At 67.0% G+C, this 19,351-nt stretch carries 19 protein-coding genes and 1 tRNA gene; 7 read left to right on the plus strand and 13 right to left on the minus strand.

All coding sequences use genetic code 11. The annotated features are described in order from the left end of the window. Window positions 1–4: 4 nt before the first annotated feature. The 4 genes from thrC to argS are packed head-to-tail and all read right to left on the minus strand — an operon-like array spanning window position 5 to window position 5,434. Complete coding sequence (gene thrC, locus G6N46_RS11550) at window positions 5–1,072, minus strand: threonine synthase (RefSeq protein ID WP_061003015.1); 1,068 nt, start codon at window positions 1,070–1,072, stop codon at window positions 5–7. After that, window positions 1,072–2,391 (minus strand): homoserine dehydrogenase, encoded by a 1,320-nt coding sequence (locus tag G6N46_RS11555; protein ID WP_061003014.1) that lies wholly within the window; start codon window positions 2,389–2,391, stop codon window positions 1,072–1,074. Before G6N46_RS11555 ends, thrC begins: the two co-directional genes overlap by 1 nt. Then, window positions 2,388–3,785, minus strand: a complete 1,398-nt coding sequence (gene lysA, locus G6N46_RS11560; RefSeq protein ID WP_138249513.1) for a diaminopimelate decarboxylase — start codon at window positions 3,783–3,785, stop codon at window positions 2,388–2,390. Before lysA ends, G6N46_RS11555 begins: the two co-directional genes overlap by 4 nt. After that, on the minus strand, window positions 3,782–5,434 hold the full coding sequence (gene argS, locus G6N46_RS11565) for an arginine--tRNA ligase (protein WP_061003010.1): 1,653 nt from the start codon (window positions 5,432–5,434) through the stop codon (window positions 3,782–3,784). The genes lysA and argS overlap by 4 nt, the downstream gene beginning before the upstream one ends. A 158-nt stretch (window positions 5,435–5,592) precedes the next feature. On the opposite strand from argS, the gene G6N46_RS11570 reads away from it, so the two are divergent. Beyond that, window positions 5,593–5,665 (plus strand) — tRNA-Arg (locus G6N46_RS11570). A 331-nt stretch (window positions 5,666–5,996) separates the two neighbouring features. Here G6N46_RS11570 and G6N46_RS11575 read toward each other — a convergent pair. From G6N46_RS11575 to G6N46_RS11585, 3 genes are all read right to left on the minus strand, one after another. After that, window positions 5,997–6,740: a hypothetical protein gene (locus G6N46_RS11575; protein WP_197746721.1), complete on the minus strand. Its 744-nt coding sequence runs from the start codon at window positions 6,738–6,740 to the stop codon at window positions 5,997–5,999. After that, window positions 6,727–8,433: an HsdM family class I SAM-dependent methyltransferase gene (locus G6N46_RS11580; RefSeq protein ID WP_234785616.1), complete on the minus strand. Its 1,707-nt coding sequence runs from the start codon at window positions 8,431–8,433 to the stop codon at window positions 6,727–6,729. Before G6N46_RS11580 ends, G6N46_RS11575 begins: the two co-directional genes overlap by 14 nt. A gap of 216 nt (window positions 8,434–8,649) precedes the next feature. Then, window positions 8,650–9,291: a DUF1942 domain-containing protein gene (locus G6N46_RS11585; RefSeq protein WP_234880680.1), complete on the minus strand. Its 642-nt coding sequence runs from the start codon at window positions 9,289–9,291 to the stop codon at window positions 8,650–8,652. A gap of 180 nt (window positions 9,292–9,471) precedes the next feature. Here G6N46_RS11585 and G6N46_RS11590 point away from each other — a divergent pair, with 180 nt between their 5' ends. Continuing rightward, window positions 9,472–9,963, plus strand: coding sequence for a hypothetical protein (locus G6N46_RS11590; protein ID WP_061007308.1), 492 nt, complete (start codon window positions 9,472–9,474; stop codon window positions 9,961–9,963). On the opposite strand, the gene G6N46_RS11595 is transcribed toward G6N46_RS11590, so the two are convergent. After that, the gene (locus G6N46_RS11595) at window positions 9,903–11,150 is read right to left on the minus strand and encodes an amidohydrolase (RefSeq protein ID WP_138249514.1); all 1,248 of its coding nucleotides are present in this window, start codon (window positions 11,148–11,150) and stop codon (window positions 9,903–9,905) included. The genes G6N46_RS11590 and G6N46_RS11595 overlap by 61 nt on opposite strands. After that, entirely contained in the window at window positions 11,147–12,043 is an 897-nt protein-coding gene (locus tag G6N46_RS11600) for an LLM class flavin-dependent oxidoreductase (RefSeq protein ID WP_133425663.1), read from the minus strand. Before G6N46_RS11600 ends, G6N46_RS11595 begins: the two co-directional genes overlap by 4 nt. 184 nt (window positions 12,044–12,227) lie before the next feature. Here G6N46_RS11600 and G6N46_RS11605 point away from each other — a divergent pair, with 184 nt between their 5' ends. The 3 genes from G6N46_RS11605 to G6N46_RS11615 are packed head-to-tail and all read left to right on the plus strand — an operon-like array spanning window position 12,228 to window position 15,075. After that, window positions 12,228–13,541: a sensor histidine kinase gene (locus G6N46_RS11605; RefSeq protein WP_138249515.1), complete on the plus strand. Its 1,314-nt coding sequence runs from the start codon at window positions 12,228–12,230 to the stop codon at window positions 13,539–13,541. Further along, a complete protein-coding gene (locus G6N46_RS11610; protein ID WP_138249516.1) occupies window positions 13,529–14,173 on the plus strand; it encodes a response regulator transcription factor in 645 nt (214 codons plus the stop codon). Before G6N46_RS11605 ends, G6N46_RS11610 begins: the two co-directional genes overlap by 13 nt. Window positions 14,174–14,193: 20 nt before the next feature. Beyond that, complete coding sequence (locus G6N46_RS11615; protein WP_138249517.1) at window positions 14,194–15,075, plus strand: DUF4097 family beta strand repeat-containing protein; 882 nt, start codon at window positions 14,194–14,196, stop codon at window positions 15,073–15,075. Here G6N46_RS11615 and G6N46_RS11620 read toward each other — a convergent pair. Both G6N46_RS11620 and G6N46_RS11625 read right to left on the minus strand, forming a co-directional pair. Further along, the gene (locus G6N46_RS11620; RefSeq protein ID WP_138249518.1) at window positions 15,062–15,559 is read right to left on the minus strand and encodes a DUF4232 domain-containing protein; all 498 of its coding nucleotides are present in this window, start codon (window positions 15,557–15,559) and stop codon (window positions 15,062–15,064) included. The two genes, G6N46_RS11615 and G6N46_RS11620, sit on opposite strands and share 14 nt — an antisense overlap. Window positions 15,560–15,579: 20 nt before the next feature. Next, the gene (locus G6N46_RS11625) at window positions 15,580–16,593 is read right to left on the minus strand and encodes a nitronate monooxygenase (RefSeq protein WP_138249519.1); all 1,014 of its coding nucleotides are present in this window, start codon (window positions 16,591–16,593) and stop codon (window positions 15,580–15,582) included. A gap of 74 nt (window positions 16,594–16,667) precedes the next feature. Here G6N46_RS11625 and G6N46_RS11630 point away from each other — a divergent pair, with 74 nt between their 5' ends. Beyond that, on the plus strand, window positions 16,668–17,057 hold the full coding sequence (locus G6N46_RS11630; protein WP_138249520.1) for a VOC family protein: 390 nt from the start codon (window positions 16,668–16,670) through the stop codon (window positions 17,055–17,057). On the opposite strand, the gene G6N46_RS11635 is transcribed toward G6N46_RS11630, so the two are convergent. Together G6N46_RS11635 and G6N46_RS11640 are read right to left on the minus strand one after the other, a co-directional pair. After that, the gene (locus tag G6N46_RS11635; RefSeq protein ID WP_138249521.1) at window positions 17,029–17,685 is read right to left on the minus strand and encodes a maleylpyruvate isomerase family mycothiol-dependent enzyme; all 657 of its coding nucleotides are present in this window, start codon (window positions 17,683–17,685) and stop codon (window positions 17,029–17,031) included. The two genes, G6N46_RS11630 and G6N46_RS11635, sit on opposite strands and share 29 nt — an antisense overlap. Continuing rightward, the gene (locus G6N46_RS11640; protein WP_138249522.1) at window positions 17,685–18,575 is read right to left on the minus strand and encodes an alpha/beta hydrolase; all 891 of its coding nucleotides are present in this window, start codon (window positions 18,573–18,575) and stop codon (window positions 17,685–17,687) included. Before G6N46_RS11640 ends, G6N46_RS11635 begins: the two co-directional genes overlap by 1 nt. Before the next feature lie 77 nt (window positions 18,576–18,652). Here G6N46_RS11640 and G6N46_RS11645 point away from each other — a divergent pair, with 77 nt between their 5' ends. Then, window positions 18,653–19,273 (plus strand): TetR/AcrR family transcriptional regulator, encoded by a 621-nt coding sequence (locus tag G6N46_RS11645; RefSeq protein WP_064860609.1) that lies wholly within the window; start codon window positions 18,653–18,655, stop codon window positions 19,271–19,273. Window positions 19,274–19,351 lie beyond the last annotated feature (78 nt).

Raw genomic sequence — 19,351 nt, forward strand, 5'->3', positions numbered from 1 at the left:
GGCGTCAGACCAGTCCGAGCTGTTCGACCACGGCGGTCGGGTCGACGGGGATGGCCTTGACCTCGGGCATGCCCTTGAGGGCGTTGTCGGGATCCTTGAGGCCGTTGCCGGTGACGGTGCAGACCACGGTCGAGCCGGGCTTGACCCAGCCGTCCTCGATGGACTTGAGCAGACCCGCGATGCTGGCGGCCGAGGCCGGCTCGACGAACACGCCTTCAGCCTTGGCGACCAGGTGGTACGCGGCCAGGATCTCCTCGTCGGTGGCGGCGAGGAAGCGGCCATCCGACTGCTCCTTGGCCGCCACGGCGCCGTCCCACGAAGCCGGAGAACCGATTCGGATCGCGGTGGCGATGGTCTCGGGATTCTTGACGGGCTCGCCGAGCACCAGCGGCGCCGCGCCGGCGGCCTGCGTGCCGAGCATGCGGGGCAGCCGGTCGGAGACGCCGTCGCGGTGGTATTCGCTGTAGCCGCGCCAGTAGGCGGTGATGTTGCCGGCGTTGCCGACGGGCAGCGAGTGCACGTCAGGGGCGGTGCCGAGGGCGTCGACGATCTCGAACGCGGCCGTCTTCTGACCCTCGATGCGGACCGGGTTGACCGAGTTGACCAGGGCGATGGTCGGGTAGTCGGCGGTCAGCTTGCGGGCCAACTCCAGACAGTCGTCGAAGTTGCCGTCGACCTGAATGATCTTGGCGCCGTGCATGACTGCCTGCGCCAGCTTGCCCATGGCGATCTTGCCCTGCGGGATCAGCACCGCGCAGGTGATGCCGGCGCGCGCGGCGTAGGCCGCCGCCGAGGCCGAGGTGTTGCCGGTGGACGCGCAAAGCACGGCCTTCTGGCCGCGGGCCACGGCGTCGCTCACGGCCATGGTCATGCCACGGTCCTTGAACGAACCGGTCGGGTTGAGCCCCTCGACCTTCAGATGCACTGTGCAGCCGGTCAGTTCGCTCAGCCGCTTGGCGTGGATCAGCGGGGTGCCACCCTCGAGCAGGGTGACCGGCGTCCAGTTCTCGGTGCCGGGCAGACGGTCCCGGTAGGCCTCGATCAGGCCGGGCCACGGCTTGTGCACGCTCATTACTTACTGGTCCCTTCCATGCGCAGCACGCTGTTGATGCTCTGCACTGCTTCGTGATCGGCAAGGGCCGCAACGGTTTCCGACAGCGCTTCGTCGGTTGCCCGGTGGGTGACGACGACGATGCGGGCGCCGCTGCGCTGGCCGGACTCGTCCTCCATGCCCTCCTGGCGGACTTCGGCGATGCTGACCTCACGCTTGCCGAATTCGGCTGCGACAGAGGACAACACACCGGGCTTGTCCGCCACGTTCATGCTGACGTAGTAGCGGGTCTCGATGGCGCCGATCGAGGCGATGGGCAGCTTGGCGTACTTGGATTCCCGCGGCCCGCGGCCACCCTGCACGCGGTTGCGCGCGGCCATGACGACGTCACCCATGACGGCCGACGCGGTCGGTGCGCCACCTGCGCCGCGGCCGTAGAACATCAGCTCGCCGGCGGCCTCGGCCTCGACGAAGACCGCGTTGAACGCGCCGTTGACCGAGGCCAACGGGTGGTCCAGGGGCACCAGCGCCGGGTACACACGAGCCGAAACCCGTTGCTTGCCTTTGCCGGTGGTCAAGCGCTCGCAGATGGCGAGCAACTTGATGGTGCAGCCCAGTGCCTTGGCGGACTCGAAGTCTGCGGCGCTGACCTTCGTCATGCCCTCGCGGTAGACGTCGTCGGCGGTGACCCGGGTGTGGAACGCGATGGACGCCAGGATGGCGGCCTTGGCGGCGGCGTCGTAGCCCTCGACGTCGGCGGTCGGGTCGGCCTCGGCGTAGCCCAGCACACCGGCTTCGGCGAGCGCGTCGGCGTAGTCGGCGCCGGTCTCACTCATCGCCGACAGGATGTAGTTGGTGGTGCCGTTGACGATGCCCGCCACCCGCAGCACGACGTCACCCGCGAGCGACTGGGTCAGCGGCCGGATCACCGGGATCGCGCCGGCGACGGCCGCCTCGAAATACAGGTCCACGCGCGCCTTTTCGGCCGCCTGGGCCAGTTCACCGGTGGATTGCGCCATCAGCGCCTTGTTGGCGGTGACCACCGACTTGCCCTGCTCCAGCGCGGCCATGATGGCCTTGCGGGCCGGCTCGACGGGACCCATGAGCTCGATGACGATGTCGACGTCGTCGCGCGACACCAGCGCCTCGATGTCGTCGGTGAGCATGTCGACCGACACGCCACGGCCCTTGGCCACCTTGCGGACACCGACGCCGCGCAACTCCAGGGGCGCACCGATGCGAGCAGCCAGGTCGTCAGCGCTGTCCTCGATGATCCGGACCACCTCGGTCCCGACGTTCCCGAGTCCGAGAACTGCTACGCCGATTGGCTTTTCACTCATTGACCACTCACCTCCAGGCTCAACAGGTCTTCGACGGTCTCCCGGCGCAAGATCAGGCGTGCGTTGCCGTCCTTCACCGCGACGACGGCGGGACGGGTCAGCAGGTTGTACCGGCTGGACATCGAATAGCAGTAGGCGCCGGTGGCGGCGACTGCCAGCAGATCACCGGGCACCAAATCCTCGGACACCCAGGTGTCGCGGACGATGATGTCGCCGGTCTCGCAGTGCTTTCCGACGATCCGGGCCAGCGTCGCGGGGGCGTCGCTGGCGCGCGACACCAGCCGGGCGTCGTACTGGGCGTCGTACAGCGACGGCCGGATGTTGTCGCTCATGCCGCCGTCGACGCTGACGTAGCGCCGGTACTTGTCGGCCGACACGGCAACGTCTTTCACGGTGCCGACCTCGTACAGCGTGATGGTGCCGGGGCCCGCGATGGCGCGGCCGGGCTCCACGACCAGCTTGGGGGTCGGCAGACCGACGGCCTCGGATTCGGCCTTCACGATGGCCTTGAGCTTGTCGGCCAGTTCCTTCATGGGTGGCGGGTCATCGCTGGGCAGGTAGGAGATGCCCAGTCCCCCACCGAGATCCATGACCGACATCTGCGCGGTCTTCTCGACGCCGAATTCGGCGACGACGTCGCGCAGCAGGCCGATGACGCGATGGGCCGCGATCTCGAACCCGGCGACGTCGAAGATCTGCGAGCCGACGTGGCAGTGCAGGCCGACCAGGCGCAGGTTGTCGGTGGCGAAGACCTTGCGCACCGCTTCCATGGCCGCGCCGCTGGCCAGCGAGAGACCGAACTTCTGGTCCTCGTGGGCCGTGGAGATGAACTCGTGGGTGTGCGCCTCGACGCCCGGGGTCACGCGGACCAGGACGTCCTGCACCACACCCGCCGCGCCGGCGATGGCCTCCAGGCGCTCGATCTCGATCTCGGAGTCCAGCACGATGTGCCCGACACCGGCCTCGACCGCGGCGGACAGCTCAGGGACGGATTTGTTGTTGCCGTGCACCGTGATTCGTTCAGCCGGGAAGTCGGCGTGCAGCGCCACGGCCAGCTCGCCCCCGGTGGCGACGTCCAGGCACAGGCCCTCCTGCGCGACCCAGCGAGCGATCTCGGCGCACAGGAACGCTTTTCCGGCGTAGTGCACGTGCTCGCCGCCACCGAAGGCGTCGGCGATCTCGCGGCAGCGGGACCGGAAGTCGTCCTCGTCGATGACGAACAGCGGTGTGCCGAACTGCTCGGCCAGGGCACCGACCGTGACCCCGGCGACACTGACCTGACCATCGGCGCCCCGAACCAGGTTGCGCGGCCAGACATTCGGCGCCAACAGGTTCACCTCGTCGGGCGTCTGCGGCTTCTCCGGCACCACGTTGCCGGTCGGCTGCCCGCTCACATCCGCTCCGGAGCGCTGACACCGAGGATCTGCAGACCGTTGGCGATGACCTGGCGCGTGGCCGCGCACAGCGCGAGCCGCGCCCGGTGCAGGTCGCTGTGCTCTTCGTCGCCCATCGGGAGGACGCGGCAGGAGTCGTAGAACCGATGGTAGTCACCGGCCAGGTCTTCCAGATACCGGCACACGCGGTGCGGTTCCCTAAGGGCAGCAGCGGTTTTCAGGACGCGCGGGAACTCGCCGATGGTGCGCATCAGGGTGGCTTCACGGTCGTGGCTCAGCAGGTCGAGGTGTCCGAGGTCCACCTGCAGGCCGAGGTCGGCGGCGTTGCGCGCCAGGGCCGACAGCCGGGCGTGCGCGTATTGCACGTAGTAGACCGGGTTTTCGTTGGACGCGCTGGCCCACAGCCCGAGGTCGATGTCGATGGGGCTGTTCACCGACGACCGGATCAGCACGTAGCGGGCCGCGTCCACGCCGATGGCGTCGACCAGGTCCTCCAGGGTGATGACGGTGCCGGCGCGCTTGCTCATGCGCATCGGCTGGCCGTCCCTGACCAGGTTGACCATCTGGCCGATCAGCACCTCGACGGTGTCGGGGTCCTCGCCGAGCGCGGCCGCGACGGCCTTCAGGCGGCCGATGTAGCCATGGTGGTCGGCACCGAGCATGTAGATACACAGGTCGAAACCGCGCTGACGCTTGTCCAGGTAGTACGCGATGTCGCCGGCGACGTACGCCGGGTTGCCGTCGCTCTTGATGACGACGCGGTCCTTGTCGTCACCGAAGTCGGTGGTGCGCAACCAGATTGCGCCGTCCTGCTCGTAGATCGAGCCGTTGTCGCGCAGCTTGTCGATGGCCTCCTGCACCCGCCCTGAGGTGTGCATCGAGTCTTCGTGGGTGTAGACGTCGAAGTCGGTGCCGAAGTCGTGCAGCGACTGCTTGATCTGACCGAACATCAAATCCACGCCGAGCTCGCGGAAGACTTCCTGGCACTCATCGGCCGGCAGGCTCAACGCGTCGGGCCGCTTGGCCACGACGTCGGCCGCGATGTCCTTGATGTAGTCGCCGCCGTAGCCGTCCTCCGGGGCCGGCTCGCCCTTGGCGGCCGCGACCAGCGAGCGCGCGAAGCGGTCGATCTGGCCGCCGTGGTCGTTGAAGTAGTACTCGCGGACGACGGTGGCGTCCTGTGTGGCCAGCAGACGGCCCAGCGCGTCACCGACGGCGGCCCAGCGGGTGCCGCCGATGTGGATGGGGCCGGTCGGGTTCGCCGAGACGAACTCCAGGTTGATGTGGCGACCCTTGAGCTCCTCAGAGGTGCCGTAGCGGTCGCCTGCGCCCAGCACGTTGAGGACGACGACGCTCTGCGCGGACGCCTCGATGCGCAGGTTGACGAAGCCGGGGCCGGCAACGGTGGCCTCAGCGATGCCGTCGGCGTCGATCAACCTCTCGGCGAGCCATTCGGCCAGGTCACGTGGCTTTACGCCGACCTTCTTGGCCAGCTGCAGCGCCAGGTTGGTGGCGTAGTCGCCGTGCTCGGGGTTACGCGGACGCTCGATGGCGACTGTTTCGGGCAGCGCGGCAAGGTCCAGGTCGTGTTCGACCAGGACCACGGCGGCGGTGTTCTTGAGCAGTTCAGCCAGATCGGCGGGGGTCACGGGGGTCCATCCTATGGGCTGAGCTGCTCACGCTTGTCATCGGTGTCGCCCGGTGCTTGACGGATTGTTCCTGGCGGTTGACGCCGATTCGGGAGGTCGGTCACCGATGCGCTAGTCTGTGATCGCCCAACGGCGCCGCTGGCTCGCCAGCATCAAGCGCCCCCGTAGCTCAGGGGATAGAGCGTCTGCCTCCGGAGCAGAAGGCCGCAGGTTCGAATCCTGCCGGGGGCACTCATCAAACTCATTCTTGCTGGTCGCACGATCTTCCTGTTAGCCGTTGCTGTCGAGCGGCGGATTGACCTTCGCCATACGCCGCAACCGAGGCAATCCCCGGTGCTACCGAGAGTTCAACACTGATACGCCGCTCACACTGTGACCGAGTTCGAAAGCGAACACTTCCCGGTAATGTCCCACGGACGCCGATGGCGTCCACACCTGCGGCACATTCCGACGGGCGTACGCCCAACTTCGGTCTTGCCGAGGATCCAGACAAGCAACGCAGGCGATGCGCTACGGCGCCCGACTCGCCGCGAATGCGAGCAGTCAGTCAGGAGTATTGGGCCTACTTGCTGCGCGACTTGCGGATCTTGCCATCGTCGGCTGACTCGTACATGTCGAAGTTGCGTTCTACGGTGAGCATCACCAATTCATCGAAGGCTGTTTGGAGTTCGACCGGCTCCAGCGGATTGTTTACTTCATAGCAAATCACTGACGGCGCAAAGGGATTGGAGTCGACCAATAACGCATAAAGCCGTTCGAACTGCTCATCGCGGTCGGATGGATCGGCGCGGCCAGTGAACAAATTGAAGCGTGGAAAAACATTGTCGAACGTACTGTTGCGTCGCGGCGTATCGTCGGCCGCCGCCTCTTTGTCAAAGAAGAAGAACCCGGATACGACCGCGAACGGAAATCGGCGGTGCAAAGTGGTCGACTCGAACAGCAGGTCAGCCCGTCGATTGGTGAGGTTCTTCTGAAAGCCACCGCTTTGTCCGTCGCGGAACATGATCGTCTTGATCGAGCACGCAAGCATCAGCCCCGATTCCTCGGTTGCCCACGTGACATCAACCTTCTTGGCGCCCAGGCCACCCGCAAGTCGTCTCTCAGCGCCCGACAGACCCGGGCCACCGGGTTCGCCGGGACGTGCGCCCTCCATCCCACGCTCGCGCAACTCTTGAGCGATCGCCAGTGCCAGTGTGGTGCTGATCTTTAGAGCCCACGGGTTCTTCTCTCGCTGCGGCGCATCATCGCTAGGTTTAGGTCCAGCAGCCTTGATCGCCTCAACCAGCAGGTCGTCAATTCGAGCCACGACGACCTCGCGCAACTCGTCGTGCCGTCAATTCAGCGTGCGCGTCGCGCAGCACACGAACATTGGCGCGCGACATTCCCAACTCCCCCACAAGCAGCACGTCATCGACGATCTTCGAGGCCTCGATCAGCTTTCCGCTACCCAACAAGCCGGCAACCTGCGGGCGTACATTTGCCAACCGATCCGCCGCAGCTTCGACCACATCCACTGCTGGGACTGGAAGCCGGTCGGCTTCACGGGGTTCTAACTTGAGCATCCCGCCACCGTAGGCTCGCCCTACGGTCTCAGCACCGACCAGCGTCATGGAAGTCAGCGAAGCTAGCGGGAGTAACGCCTTACCCAGCTTGCGCACTTTGGGTCCCAGGTACACACCATGTACAGAATTCAGGTGCGCCGCCCTTGCCGTGTTGGTCGACAGTCGAGGCGTGTCAGCGTTGGCGTTCATGTACGTGAGCAGCAAATCGGCTGGGGCAAGCCGTGGCACACGCCACCACGGCTTGCGCACCCGGCACTTGTAGGCAGTATTCACGCCCGCCGCCTCGCCGGCTGCGATGTACGCTCGCGCTGCTGGGGATGGCTCACCTTCGGGACGGAACAGCCACGTCGCAGATCCGTTGCGGCCCAATTCATTCAACGCCGCAGCGCTGAATGCGAGCCCACGCAGATGGCGACTGCCGGGCGGCGACAATCGCAGGACGTCCGTAGGTTCGAGGCCAAGGTTGGCGACTCGAGCAGGCGAGAGTGCGAAGTACTTGTTATTGCCAGTGACCATGCCCAGCGTCGTGTCGCCCCACGTTTCCAGCACTGTGAACCTGCCACTGGACAACAGGCCGGTGTACGCGTCGAGTGCCTTCGCAGACAGCAGCGACGGCGTCCACTTGTCCTCAGGGCTGATCGGCGTCCACGTGCGCCCCGCCGCAATGGTCCCTAGCTCAGCGGCATTGCGGGCCTGGTAGACCGAGGCGTGGTCAGTCGGTCCTTGCAGGTAGCCGTCGGCAAGGAGAAGCAGCACATCCTCCTGAGCGTCGGGAAACACGCGTTCTGTGAACAGCACCAGATCGACGCGAGCGAACGATGCGAGCAGAAATCGACGCACCTCGGCGGCATAGTTCACGCTAAGAAGTTCGGCAGGCAGCACTAGACCCATGCGACCGCCAGCACGCAGGAACAGAGCCGAGTGCACTACGAAGGCCGCCCAACTGGAAGCCAAGTTCGTAAGGCCCACGCCAGCCCTTAGAGCCGCCTGACGAGACCGCGACCGCGCAATACCCGCGAAATCCTGGTAGCGGATGTAAGGCGGGTTACCGATCACTACGTCGTACGAACCGGTTGGGTCAACACAAAAGAAATCGCCGACGGCCACATTGGCATCAACCCCTGCGCTGCGGAGTAGTCCACGGGCAGCGCGAGCGGAGTCCTCGTGAAGCTCGATGCCGTCTAGTGCAGCGAGCTGATCGGTGTCACCGGTACCGCGTAATTCGGTTAGGCGATCGACGGCCGCAAGTAAGAAGGAGGCCTCGCCACAAGATGGCTCGAGGATGCGCTCGTGCGTGGCACGAACAGCCCAATCAGTGACGTAGCGGGCAACAGAGGCGGGCGTGAAAAACGCACCCCGCGCCTTTCGTAGCGCTGCCGAGTCGCCCCCGGTCGACCTGAGCACCATGTGAAGCATCTTGCCTTGCGGGTACGACATGTTGCGTGAGGGCACACCGAAGCCACCGATGCCATCTCAGGACACACAGCTGGCGGAAGCACGGTGTCTCCGGTGGGACACGAACGTATGCCGCACCTGGCACGTCGTAAGGGCCTCGGGGCAACGTGCCGTACCGAGGGCGCCTACCCAGCGGCGTGTGGGATGGCGACAACCCGCCGAACGTCCGTCGGCATTCGTGCGACCCCTGTTGAAGCCTCAGCGACGGCCGCTACCGGAGTTGTAGCCCGGCGACGCCACATCCGACTCGGAGAGCTCGAACGGCGGCGGTGCGACAACTTCCGGGGTGAACAGATTGCCCCCGGTCGGGGTGCCCTCGGCCGGCGGTGCGCTCTCGGCGGGCGGGGCGCTGATGATCTCGCTAGTGCCGACCGGAGTGTCCGAATCGTCTTCAGAGACGCCACCCACGGGACCGCGCGGCACCCAGACCAGCAGGTCCTGCATGCCGTCGTTGTAGACGACGCTGTTCGGCACGTCGCCGACGACGTCGAAGTAAAGCTTGCCGGTCGTGGTCCCGCCCGGCGGCGCCGACGGCAGACCGCCGCCGATCACCCGATAATTCGCGCCGCTCTCGGCACGGGCGTTGAAGAACGCGGTGATCGGGTTGGCCCAGCCGCCGACACCTTCGACCGTCACGGTCGCCGAGTAGAGCTGGCCGTTGTGCGGCACGGGGTCCGAACTCGGCTTCAAACCCTTGACCGTGTAGCCGATCTCGTTCAGCGTCTCCTGCTGTCCGAACGGCTTGATGTTGTTGGCCGCCGAAGCGGATCCCACTGTCACGCCGGCCATGCCGATCGCGATCGCAGCAATACCGATGGGCGCCACAAGTTTGATCTTCACTGTCACTCCGTTCCCACACCGAGGCAGTATTCAACGCGGAGGTTACCCGCCGAAGTGCTGGTCAAACGCAATTTCGCGCAGATCGATCCGTTAGTCACTGCCCGGCTGCCGGGACATCGACATCCGGTGCGGACCCAACCGGGATAGGAACGATCCGAATCTCGAGATCGGAAGGATGTCATGGGCAAGCAATTCGGGTGGGGACGGTTCTTGGCGATCGCGCTGCCGGTATCGATTCTGACGTTCATCCTCGACGTCGTCTTCCACAAGACCGCGGGACCGGCACTGTTCGGCAACAGCTACCCGGCGGCAGACTACCCGCAGCGCCCGCTGGCCGAAATCATGGATCTGTTCCCGTTTCTCGGGTTCACGTACGTCCTGCAGCTGACGATGCTGTGCTTCTTGTTCCTGCGGCTGTACCCGGGCCGCGGGCTTGGCAAGGCCGCCTGGTGGGGCATCTGGGGCGGCCTGTTCGTCGTCATCCCCAACATGCAGTTCTTCGTCGCCGTCGCGCACACCACGTGGACGATGCTGATCATCCAGATGATCGAGGCCATCGCGTTGTGCGTCCTGGCCGCGTGCCTCTTCGAGATCGCCTACCGCCCAAAGGATTACAACCAGGACAGCGCGGCCACCACGAGTGCCTCGGTGCCGGTGTCGAGCGTCGGCTGAATCACCGGGCCGAAGGTCGGCGAGTGGTTCACCGGGATGTCCTGGCTGATCCGGCCGGCTTCGGCGGCACGGGTGAATTCGGCGGCGTCGATCCCACCGAACATCCAATAGGTGTACGGCACTCCGAGCCCCCGGGGAATGTCGCTGAAATCCTCACTCGCCGAGGCCTGCGGGATGGCCAGCACGCGGTCGCCGAACTGTTCGACAAACGCATCATGCACCCGGGCGGTGGCGGCCTCGTCGTTGTCGGTCACCGGAAACTGGTCGTAGAACTCGAATTCCGGTTCTTTCGGTGAGTCCGACGCCTGACACTCGGCGACGACGATGCGCTTGACGGCCGCGATGACCGCGCTGCGCACGGCTTCGTCGTAGGTCCGCAGGTTCAGTTCCAGCACGGCGTGGTCGCCGATGATGTTGCTCTTGGTGCCGGAATTGATGCTGCCGACGGTGAGTACGACGGTTTCGGTCGGCGCGACTTCGCGCGACACGATGGTCTGCAGCCGGACGACGATCATCGCGGCCAGCACGACGGGATCGATGGTGGCGTTCGGCATGGAGCCATGGCCGCCGCGCCCGTACACCGTCACGCGGATGCTGTCGGCCGCCGCCATGACCGGCCCGCTGCGGGTGCCGACGTATCCGGCCGGCGCCGGTGCGACATGCTGACCCAGCGCGACGTCGACCTTGCCGACGATGTCCGCCAGTCCGTCGGCGACCATGCCGGCGGCGCCGCCACCGACCTCTTCGGCCGGCTGGAACAACGCGATCGCGGTGCCCTGCCAGTGATCTCGCCCCTCGGCCAGCAGCGCGGCCGCACCGAGCAGACAGGTGACGTGGGTGTCGTGGCCGCACGCGTGCATGACGGGCACGTCCTTGCCCGCGGCATCGGTGGACCGGACCGTGCTGGCGTAGGGCAGTCCGGTCGCCTCGGCGACGGGCAGCGCGTCCATGTCGGCGCGCATCAACACCGACGCACCGTCACCGTTGCGCAGAATGCCAACGACGCCGGTGCCGCCGATACCGTCGGTCACGTGGTAACCGAGCTCGGTCAGCTTGTCCGACACCAGCTTTGCGGTGCGATGTTCCTGGTGTGACAGCTCCGGGTGCTCATGCAGGTCGCGGTAGAGGTCCTCCTGCCACACCCGTACCTCGGGCAGACCGGCCAGCACGTCCGTCGCACGACTCATAGCGATGCCTCTCCCGTGAAGTCCCTGACCACGTCGGCCACCCGGCGCAGCTGGTCGATGTCCGAACTGGTGGGAATGAGGTGCACCTCGTCGGTGCCGATGTCATCGAACTTCTGCAGCACGTCGAGCAATTCGTCTTCGGTGCCGGCCCAGCCCGTCGTCGGCGCCATCGCGTCGACGTATTCCTCCGGAATCCAGTTCATGTACCGGCGGAGGTGCCGGTGCACCTGGTTGCGTGCCTCGTCTTTGTCACCGAGGGCGAACCAGAACGAGGTCGCCAAGTGCGGCTTGGGTTTTCCGGCCTCGGCCCACGCCTCCCGGGCGACGTCGAACAGTTCGCTCTCGCGCTCGACGTCGAGGTCCAAGGTGGTGCCGGCCATGCCGTCGGCCCAATTGGCCGCGCTGCGTACGGTTTTCGGGCCGATGGTGCCGACCAGCAGTCGGGGGCCGCCCGGCTGCACAGCCGCGGGGCCGACGGGCAACACGGAGTCGGTGAGCTTCTCCCCCGCCCAGACCCGCTTCATCAGCGCGACGCGTTCCGCCATGCCGCGCATGGTCTGCGTCTTCGGGTCGGCGCCCACGGCGTTGTAGTCCTCGTGCCGGCCACCGACGCCGAGGCCGACCGTCAGCCGTCCACCGCTGAGCATGTCGCCCGTGGCAAGCGCTTTCGCCAGCATCACCGGATCGTGCAACTGCGGGACGATCACCGTGGTGACCAGTCGCACCCGGTCGGTCCAGGCCGCCAGAGCACCGAGCAGCGTCAGGGAATCGGGATTGTCGAACGCGATGCGCTCACCCCAGCACAGGGACGAGAAGGGCCCTCCGTCGATCACTCGCGCCCACGCCGTCAGCGTCGCCGCATCGAGGTTGGGCTCCATCACTGGCATCGTCATCCCGATCTGCACACAGCCGATTCTGGCATGCGCGTCCAGCGCGAGGACCGCGTTGACCGGCCGGACTCCGTCCAGTAGCCGGCCGGCACGGCCCCGTACAGGGAGAACCGGTGGGGGTTTACCCCCAGAGATGTCGCGGGAAAACGCCGTGTCTCCAGACTGCGCCGGTGCCTAAGTTGGACGCATGGTCGCAACAGCTACAGACCCCGCGTCGGCCCAGCCGGCACATCCGACAACGGCACCGCCGGCGCCGCGCGCGTCCGACCTCGGTGTCGTCCCCACATCGTCGATGATCGTCGGCGCGGTCGCCGGCATGATCTGGTTCTGGATACCGCTGTCCCTGCTCATCCTCGCCGTCACGTCGATCCCGTCGGTGATCGGGACGGTGTTCGGCGGCGTGGTGTTCGTCTACGCCGTGCGCGCCACCGACCGGGTGGAGCGGGTGCGCAGCGAAGCGGTGTTCGGCTTCGGCATCGCCGTCCCATACCGAAAGCTGACGCCCCACAGCGGTTTTCAGGGGTGGGCGCACCAGCTCTGGTTGGACGTCAGCAGCGGCCGGTTCTGGAAGGTGTTGGCGCACAGCTATCTGCGCATTGTCTTCGACATCTTCGCGGTCAGCCTCGCGTTCGCCCTACTGGCCTTCGCGCTGATCGGACCCGCCGCGGCGAACGCGATCCACAACAGTGACGCCGCCGCCGGACTCAGCTTCATCTCCCCGCCGCTGTCCTGGCTGCTGGCCGTCATCGCGCTGGCCGCCGCCGCAGCCATCCTGGTGTTCGGCCCTCGGGTGGACGCCGCCGTCGACCGGTGGCTGCTGCCGGCATCGCCGACAGCGGCGCTGCAGCACGAGGTCAGTGCCCTGCATCAGGCCCGTCGCGGCGCGGTGTCGTCGGCGTCCACCGAACGGCACCGGATCGAACGCGACCTGCACGACAGTGTGCAGCCTCGGCTCGTGTCCTTGGCCATGACGATCGGGCTGGCCCAGACCAAGCTCGACTCGGACCTCCCCGAAGCCCGCAAGCTGATCGCCGAGGCGCACGACGATGCCAAGGCCGCACTCCTCGAACTGCGAAATGTGGTGCGGGGCATCGCGCCGACGATCCTGGCCGACCGTGGCCTGGACGCCGCGCTGTCGGCGGTGGTGCAGCGCACCGAGACCGCCGGGGTGCCGGTGACGCTGGAACTGCAACTGCCGAAACGCTTCTCCGATGAGGTCGAGTCGTGCGCGTACTTCGTCGTCGCCGAGTCGTTGACCAACATCGCCAAGCACGCCAAGGCGACCCACGCCGTGGTCACGGTGCGCTACCACGAGCCCACCGACCAGTTGCACATCTCGGTGTTCGACGACGGTATCGGCGGGGCCCAGACCACAGGCGACGACACGACGGGCCTGCGCGGACTCGGTGAGCGGGTACGCGCGGCGCGGGGCACCTTCGCCGTCTCGAGCCCCGAGACCGGAACGACGACGGTGACGGCGGTACTGCCATGCGCATTGTGATCGCCGAGGATTCGGCCCTGCTGCGCGCGGGAATCGAGCGCATCCTGATCGACGCCGGCCACGACGTACTCGCCGGGGTGCCCGACGCCACCGAGCTGCTGCGCGCCGTCAACGAACACAACCCTGATCTCGTCATCGTCGACGTACGGATGCCGCCGACGTTCACCGACGAGGGCATCCGCGCCGCCGCCCTGCTCCGCAGCCAGAATCCCGAGTCACCGGTGCTGGCGCTGTCGCACTACGTCGAGGAACGGTATGCGGCCGACCTGATCGCCTCGGACACAAAGGGTTTCGGGTATCTACTGAAGGACCGGGTGGCTGACGTTCCGGCGTTCCTGGACGCCGTCACCACGGTGGGCACCGGCGGCACCGTCCTGGACCCGGAAGTGGTGTCCCAGATTCTGGTGCGCACGCACCGCCGCTCCACCCTGGCCGTGCTCACCCCGCGGGAGCAGGAAGTCATGCAGCTGATGGCAGAAGGCAAGACCAACTCGGCCATCGCCGCGCTGCTGCACATCTCGATCGGCTCCGCCGAGAAACACATCGCGTCGATCTTCACCAAGCTGGACCTCACCCCCGACGACAGCGAGAACCGGCGGGTCCTCGCCGTCCTGCGCTATCTCGAATCCTGAAGAGAGAAAAGGACTTCCGCATGACTTCGAATCTGGATACCACACCGCCCGCCGAAGCCGCCACGCCGCCGGCCCTGACTCCGGGCGGCCGGTCGGCGATGCGCTCACTGCTGGTGGTGACCGCCATCGTAGTGACGCTGTCGACGGCCGCCGGGATCGGTGGACTGGCCTGGGGCATCAGCTCGGTACGCGTCGCCGCCGAAACCGAGACGCTGCCGGCTGATTTCAGCTCTCTGACGATCGACACCGGCGACATGCCGACAGCCATCAGGATCACCAGCGACCGCAACGTCAGCGAACCACGCGTCCGGATGCGTCTACTCAACACCGCAAAAGACGACCACCAGGCATTGCAGGTCGCGCGCAATGGCGGCGCTGTCAGCCTCACCGTGACCGGTGAACCATCGCCCCTGTTCAACTTCGGCCCGCCGGGGGAAATCATGGTGACGTTGCCGCCCGATGTCGCACGCCGGCTGTCGGTCACCACGAAACAGCAGGTCGGCGTGATGCTGAGCCAAACCGACCTGGATCAGCTGACCGTGCACAACACCGACGGTGCCGTCGTGCTCGGTGGCAACGCCCGCCGGATCGAAATCCATACGCAGAGCGGCGACATTCAGACCCGTGCCCCCATCGTGGTCACCGATGCCTTCGTCGCCGAGTCCACCGACGGACACATCGGCGTGGACTTCCGGGAGGTCGCCCCACGCACCGTGGACATCACCAACCGCGACTCGGACATCGACATCACCGTGCCGCCCGGCGGCCCGTATCTGGTCCGGGCGCAGGCCGGCGATCACGCGACAGTGCGGGTGCCCCAGACCGAGGATCCGGCCCGCGCCGTCGCTCAGATCACCGCACGGACCGACGACGGCAGCATCAGCATCGCTACGCGCCGGTGAACGGCCCCACCCGCAAAGTCGGGTAAGCCGTACTGGCACAAGCGGTATCAGCGTGGCCGATGATGATCGGCTCGGTGTCACCCGGCAGGTTGACCTGTAAACCGCTGACCGGTACCGCATCACAGTCGGCCGGGAAGTTGCCGGCGTTGACGATGCCCAGGTTTGCCGAGGTGGACTGGCCGGGTTGGATCACCACGACGCCGATGACGGATTCCGCATCCTGACTCGCGGCCACGCCGACCAGATGGTTGTCGGAGCCCGAGATGAACGACACCGCCGGATATCCCGACATGCTGCACGGGGCGTCACCGGAGTTCTTCAGGATCACCGGATAGAACGTCGTCCCGGCGGCACCGTCGGGCGGACCGAGGCTCGGTGTCAGTTGTGCACTGGCACACCGCGGTACCGGGACGGGGTCGGCATGAGCGACGGTGAGCGGCCAGGCGCAGGCCACTGCCAACGGGATCGCGACAACGGTTCGCATACCTGCCCCTTTCACGACGCTCACCCGAGCCCGTCCATGATGTCGGCCACCGACCCGGATCGGAGCTTCTGGAATCCGGTACCCGCCCACACGTTGGTCCCGTGCGGATCACCGGCCGCCACCGCCGCCTTGCGCAGCGGGCTGGTGAGGTAATGCACCTCGGGATAGCCCAGCGGCGCCTGTTCGTCGTGCTCATCGATGAAGCGGTTACGCAGTCCGCGGGCATAGCGTCCCGAGAAGGCCTTGGTGACAACGGTTTCGGTGAACCGCGGATCGACGAGCGCAGCGCGGTGCACAGGGCTCGAACCCGACTCGTCGGCGAGCAGAAACGCCGTGCCGAGTTGTGCGGCCACCGCACCGGCGGCGATGACGGCGGCGACGTCGGCGGCGGTCATCAGGCCACCGGCCGCGACGACGGGCAGTTCGGTGGCGGCGAGCACGTCGGCCAGCAGTTCGGTGAGTGGCTGTGTGGCGGGGGCGGCCAGCGGGTCGTAGGTGCCGCGGTGGCCACCGGCGCCGGGGCCTTGCACGGCGAGGGCGTCGACCCCGGACGCCGCGGCGAGCTGGGCCTCGGCCACGGTGGTGACCGTCGCGACCGTGGTGATGCCGGCCTGCCGCAGCCGCGCGCATTCGTCGACAGTGGGTCCGCCGAAGGTGAAGGACACGACCTCGGGCCGCAGGTCGGCGACGACGTCGAGCTTGGCCGCCCAATCGTCGTCGTTGAACGTCGGATCGCCGAGGGTGGCCCGGTAGCGGGCGGCTTCGCCGGCGAGTTCGCCGGCGTACCGCTCGATCTCGCGGGTCGTGACGGTACTGGGCTGCGAGGCAAAGAGATTCACACCGAGCGGGCCGGTGGTCAATGCGCGTGCGGCGGTGACGCGGTCGGCGAGCGCCTGGGCCGTCAGGTAGCCGGCGGCGACGAAACCCAGACCGCCGGCCGCCGAACCCGCCGCCGCCAGCTCGGGCGTCGTCGGCCCACCGGCCATCGGCGCGACAATCACCGGAACTGCCAGCTCACGCAGGTCGAAGGCCATATCCCCATCATGACAGGCGAGGCCCCTCACACCGGGAGTGACGCGACGCACATGAACGGGTAGAACGGAGGAATATGGCCATCACTTTCAACCACACCATCGTCCACTCGACCGACCGCTCGGCCGCGGCCACCTTCTTCACCGAGCTCTTCGGTCTACCTCCCGCCGTCGAAGGCGGACCGTTCCTCGCCGTCGAACTGAACCACGGCGTCAGCCTCGATTTCGCCCAGGTGCCCGAGGGCACACAGGTCGTCCCGCAGCACTACGCGTTCCTGGTCTCTGAGGATGAGTTCACCGCGATATACGACCGGATTCGTGAACGCGGACTGCAACATTGGGCCGACCCGCGCGGACAGCATCCCGGTGAGATCAACCGCAACGACGGCGGCCGGGGCGTCTACTTCCAGGATCCCAGCGGGCATTACCTGGAGATCCTCACCCGGCCGTACGGCTCAGGCGGCTGAGCACCCGGTCGGCCAGCACCTCGGCACCCGGTCCGCGCAGCCGGGGCAACACCTTCGGCCGGTTGCCCAGCACCGAGATCAGCTCGGCGGCCGTGCCTTCCACCGTCGACCCGGTCGTGCCGTGACGCCATCCGGTGTCGATGGCGCGGAGCCGGAGCCCCTGGCTGTTGCGGTACGCCGGGACGAAGGGGGTGGGGAAAGCCACCTGGGTGTCCAGCACCGCATCGAGCAACTGGGGCGGGATGTCCGGTTCCCGGTCGATGGCGAACAGGATGTCCAGTTCGTGGGTGATGTGGTCGCCCAGCAGTAGCCGAGGTGGAAAGTACCGGCCGACGCCGGACGGTTGGGCGCTCGCGGCACGGAAATCGGCCAGCAGGCTTTCGGCACTGCGGCCTCGTGCGCGTTCGGTGGCAGTGGCGGTGTTGGCGCGGTCGAAGTTCCGGTGCCGGATCATCGCGCCGAGGAACGCACCGACCGGATGACCGCATCCGACCACCAGGTGTCCCAGCACGTCGCGATTGCTCCATTCCGCACACAGGCTCGGCGCGGCCCATTCTTGCGGCGTCAGGGCGGCAATGACGTCGGCGAAGCGTTCGTCGTTGGCGCGCAACACATCACGCGCCGACATCAGAGATGCTCCGCCAGGAAGGCGACCTGGTCGTCGAGCACTTGGCGCACCAGCGGTGGGTGGTAGATGGCGAAGTGATCGGATGCGTAGTGCCGCGCGATCCCGCGCGGCGCGCGGTCGGCCACCGCCTCGGCGTAGCGCGGTTCCATCAATGTCTCGTCATCGCAGACGCACACCAGCAGCGGCGCCTGGACCGTCGCTGCATGGCGCAGCGCCGATCTCGTGATCAACAGCGCGGCGTCGACCGCGGTGATCCGGTTGTCGAACGCCGCGCCGGCCGGCACCGTCGACCGCCAACCGTCCTCCGCTCCGGCGACCGTCACGAGTGCGTCGGTCCCGGGCTGTCCGACGATGGGCACGTAGCGACGTTCCCGCCGCAGGAGCGCACGCACTGCGTCGTCGACGATCGCCGGCGTCAGTCGCAGAGCTCCCCAGATGCCGACGCTGCGGGCCGATGCCGGCCCGTGGGTGATGGGACATTGCACCACCGCGGCGGCGATGTCGTTCCGGCTGCCGGCCACCCGCACCACGTTCATGCCGCCGAGGCTCGTGCCCCACAAGCCGATCCGGCCGGCATCGACCCGCGGGTGCCGTTGCAGGAAATCGATCGCGGCGCCGACGTCCCGGCATTGTTCGGAAATCGAAATACGTTGCCGTGGTTGACCTCCCGAGGCCCCGGTGAAGCGGTAGTCGAAGGACAGGACGGCAATGCCCGCCGCGGCGAAGTGCTGTTCGTACTGCGGCAGCATCATGTCGCGGGTGGCGCCGAGGCCGTGCACCAGGACGACGGCGGGGTGTGGCCCGGGGCTCGACGGCAACGTGAGCCACGCGGCGCAACGGTCACCACCGCTGGCGAAGTCCAACTGCTCGACCGGGATTGCTGATGTCATCACGACTCCTCACATAAGTACACTGTACGTATCATCTACACTTCAACACGTACGACGTACTTGTCAAGGGGTTGCTCATGCGCGCACGGTTCACCACGGACGAAATCGCCTCCGCGGCACTGAGAATCGTCGATGAATCCGGTTTGGCGGCGCTCAGCATGCGGTCCCTGGCGGCGGCACTCGGCACGGGGCCGATGACGATGTACAACTACGTCGCCGACAAAGAGGGACTGGAGGAACTGGTCGTCGCCGCGGTGGCCGCCGGCATCGTGGTGCCCGAGCCCACCGACGACTGGGCCGCTGACGTCCATGCGACAGCGTCGGCCATGTGGCACGGCGTGCGGGCCCACCCGGCCGCCATCCCCCTCGTGCTGACCCGACGCATGGCGTCGGCCACCGGGTTCGCTGTCGCCGATGCGCTCGTCGGCGCACTCGAGCGGGCAGGTCTATCCGACGCCGCCAGGCTGTCAGCGTTTCACGCGGTGCTGGGATTGGTGACCGGCTCGGCTCAGGCCCAGTTGGCCGGGCCGTTCTCGGGTGACGCCGCCGAGACCGCGGCCCGGATCGGATCGGCCGCAGGCGCCCAGTACCCGCACATCGCCGCCCTGTCCGAGGTGGCCGTCACCGTATCGGTCGAGGACGATTTCGACGGCGGGCTGCGGATGCTGATTGCGGGCATCGCGGCGGCGGGCAGTTAGCGCACGCTCGTCCTCCGCGAGCGCGACGAAAGTGCACGCGAAATGCGGCGTGTCGGCGTACAAACACGGGCGCTCGCG

Source organism: Mycolicibacterium phocaicum (assembly GCF_010731115.1).
Lineage (GTDB): Bacteria > Actinomycetota > Actinomycetes > Mycobacteriales > Mycobacteriaceae > Mycobacterium > Mycobacterium phocaicum.

Bases quoted from the DNA above. Each gene is read 5' to 3' on its own strand.
- G6N46_RS11600 (WP_133425663.1), bottom strand. From the start codon at position 12,043: ATGACGATGCCAGTGATGGAGCCCAACCTCGATGCGGCGACGCTGACG.
- G6N46_RS11610 (WP_138249516.1), top strand. From the start codon at position 13,529: ATGCGCATTGTGATCGCCGAGGATTCGGCCCTGCTGCGCGCGGGAATC.
- G6N46_RS11555 (WP_061003014.1), bottom strand. From the start codon at position 2,391: ATGAGTGAAAAGCCAATCGGCGTAGCAGTTCTCGGACTCGGGAACGTC.
- G6N46_RS11625 (WP_138249519.1), bottom strand. From the start codon at position 16,593: ATGGCCTTCGACCTGCGTGAGCTGGCAGTTCCGGTGATTGTCGCGCCG.
- G6N46_RS11635 (WP_138249521.1), bottom strand. From the start codon at position 17,685: ATGTCGGCGCGTGATGTGTTGCGCGCCAACGACGAACGCTTCGCCGAC.
- G6N46_RS11615 (WP_138249517.1), top strand. From the start codon at position 14,194: ATGACTTCGAATCTGGATACCACACCGCCCGCCGAAGCCGCCACGCCG.
- G6N46_RS11620 (WP_138249518.1), bottom strand. From the start codon at position 15,559: ATGCGAACCGTTGTCGCGATCCCGTTGGCAGTGGCCTGCGCCTGGCCG.
- G6N46_RS11630 (WP_138249520.1), top strand. From the start codon at position 16,668: ATGGCCATCACTTTCAACCACACCATCGTCCACTCGACCGACCGCTCG.
- G6N46_RS11580 (WP_234785616.1), bottom strand. From the start codon at position 8,433: ATGTCGTACCCGCAAGGCAAGATGCTTCACATGGTGCTCAGGTCGACC.
- G6N46_RS11595 (WP_138249514.1), bottom strand. From the start codon at position 11,150: ATGAGTCGTGCGACGGACGTGCTGGCCGGTCTGCCCGAGGTACGGGTG.
- G6N46_RS11605 (WP_138249515.1), top strand. From the start codon at position 12,228: ATGGTCGCAACAGCTACAGACCCCGCGTCGGCCCAGCCGGCACATCCG.
- thrC (WP_061003015.1), bottom strand. From the start codon at position 1,072: ATGAGCGTGCACAAGCCGTGGCCCGGCCTGATCGAGGCCTACCGGGAC.
- G6N46_RS11640 (WP_138249522.1), bottom strand. From the start codon at position 18,575: ATGACATCAGCAATCCCGGTCGAGCAGTTGGACTTCGCCAGCGGTGGT.
- G6N46_RS11645 (WP_064860609.1), top strand. From the start codon at position 18,653: ATGCGCGCACGGTTCACCACGGACGAAATCGCCTCCGCGGCACTGAGA.
- G6N46_RS11590 (WP_061007308.1), top strand. From the start codon at position 9,472: ATGGGCAAGCAATTCGGGTGGGGACGGTTCTTGGCGATCGCGCTGCCG.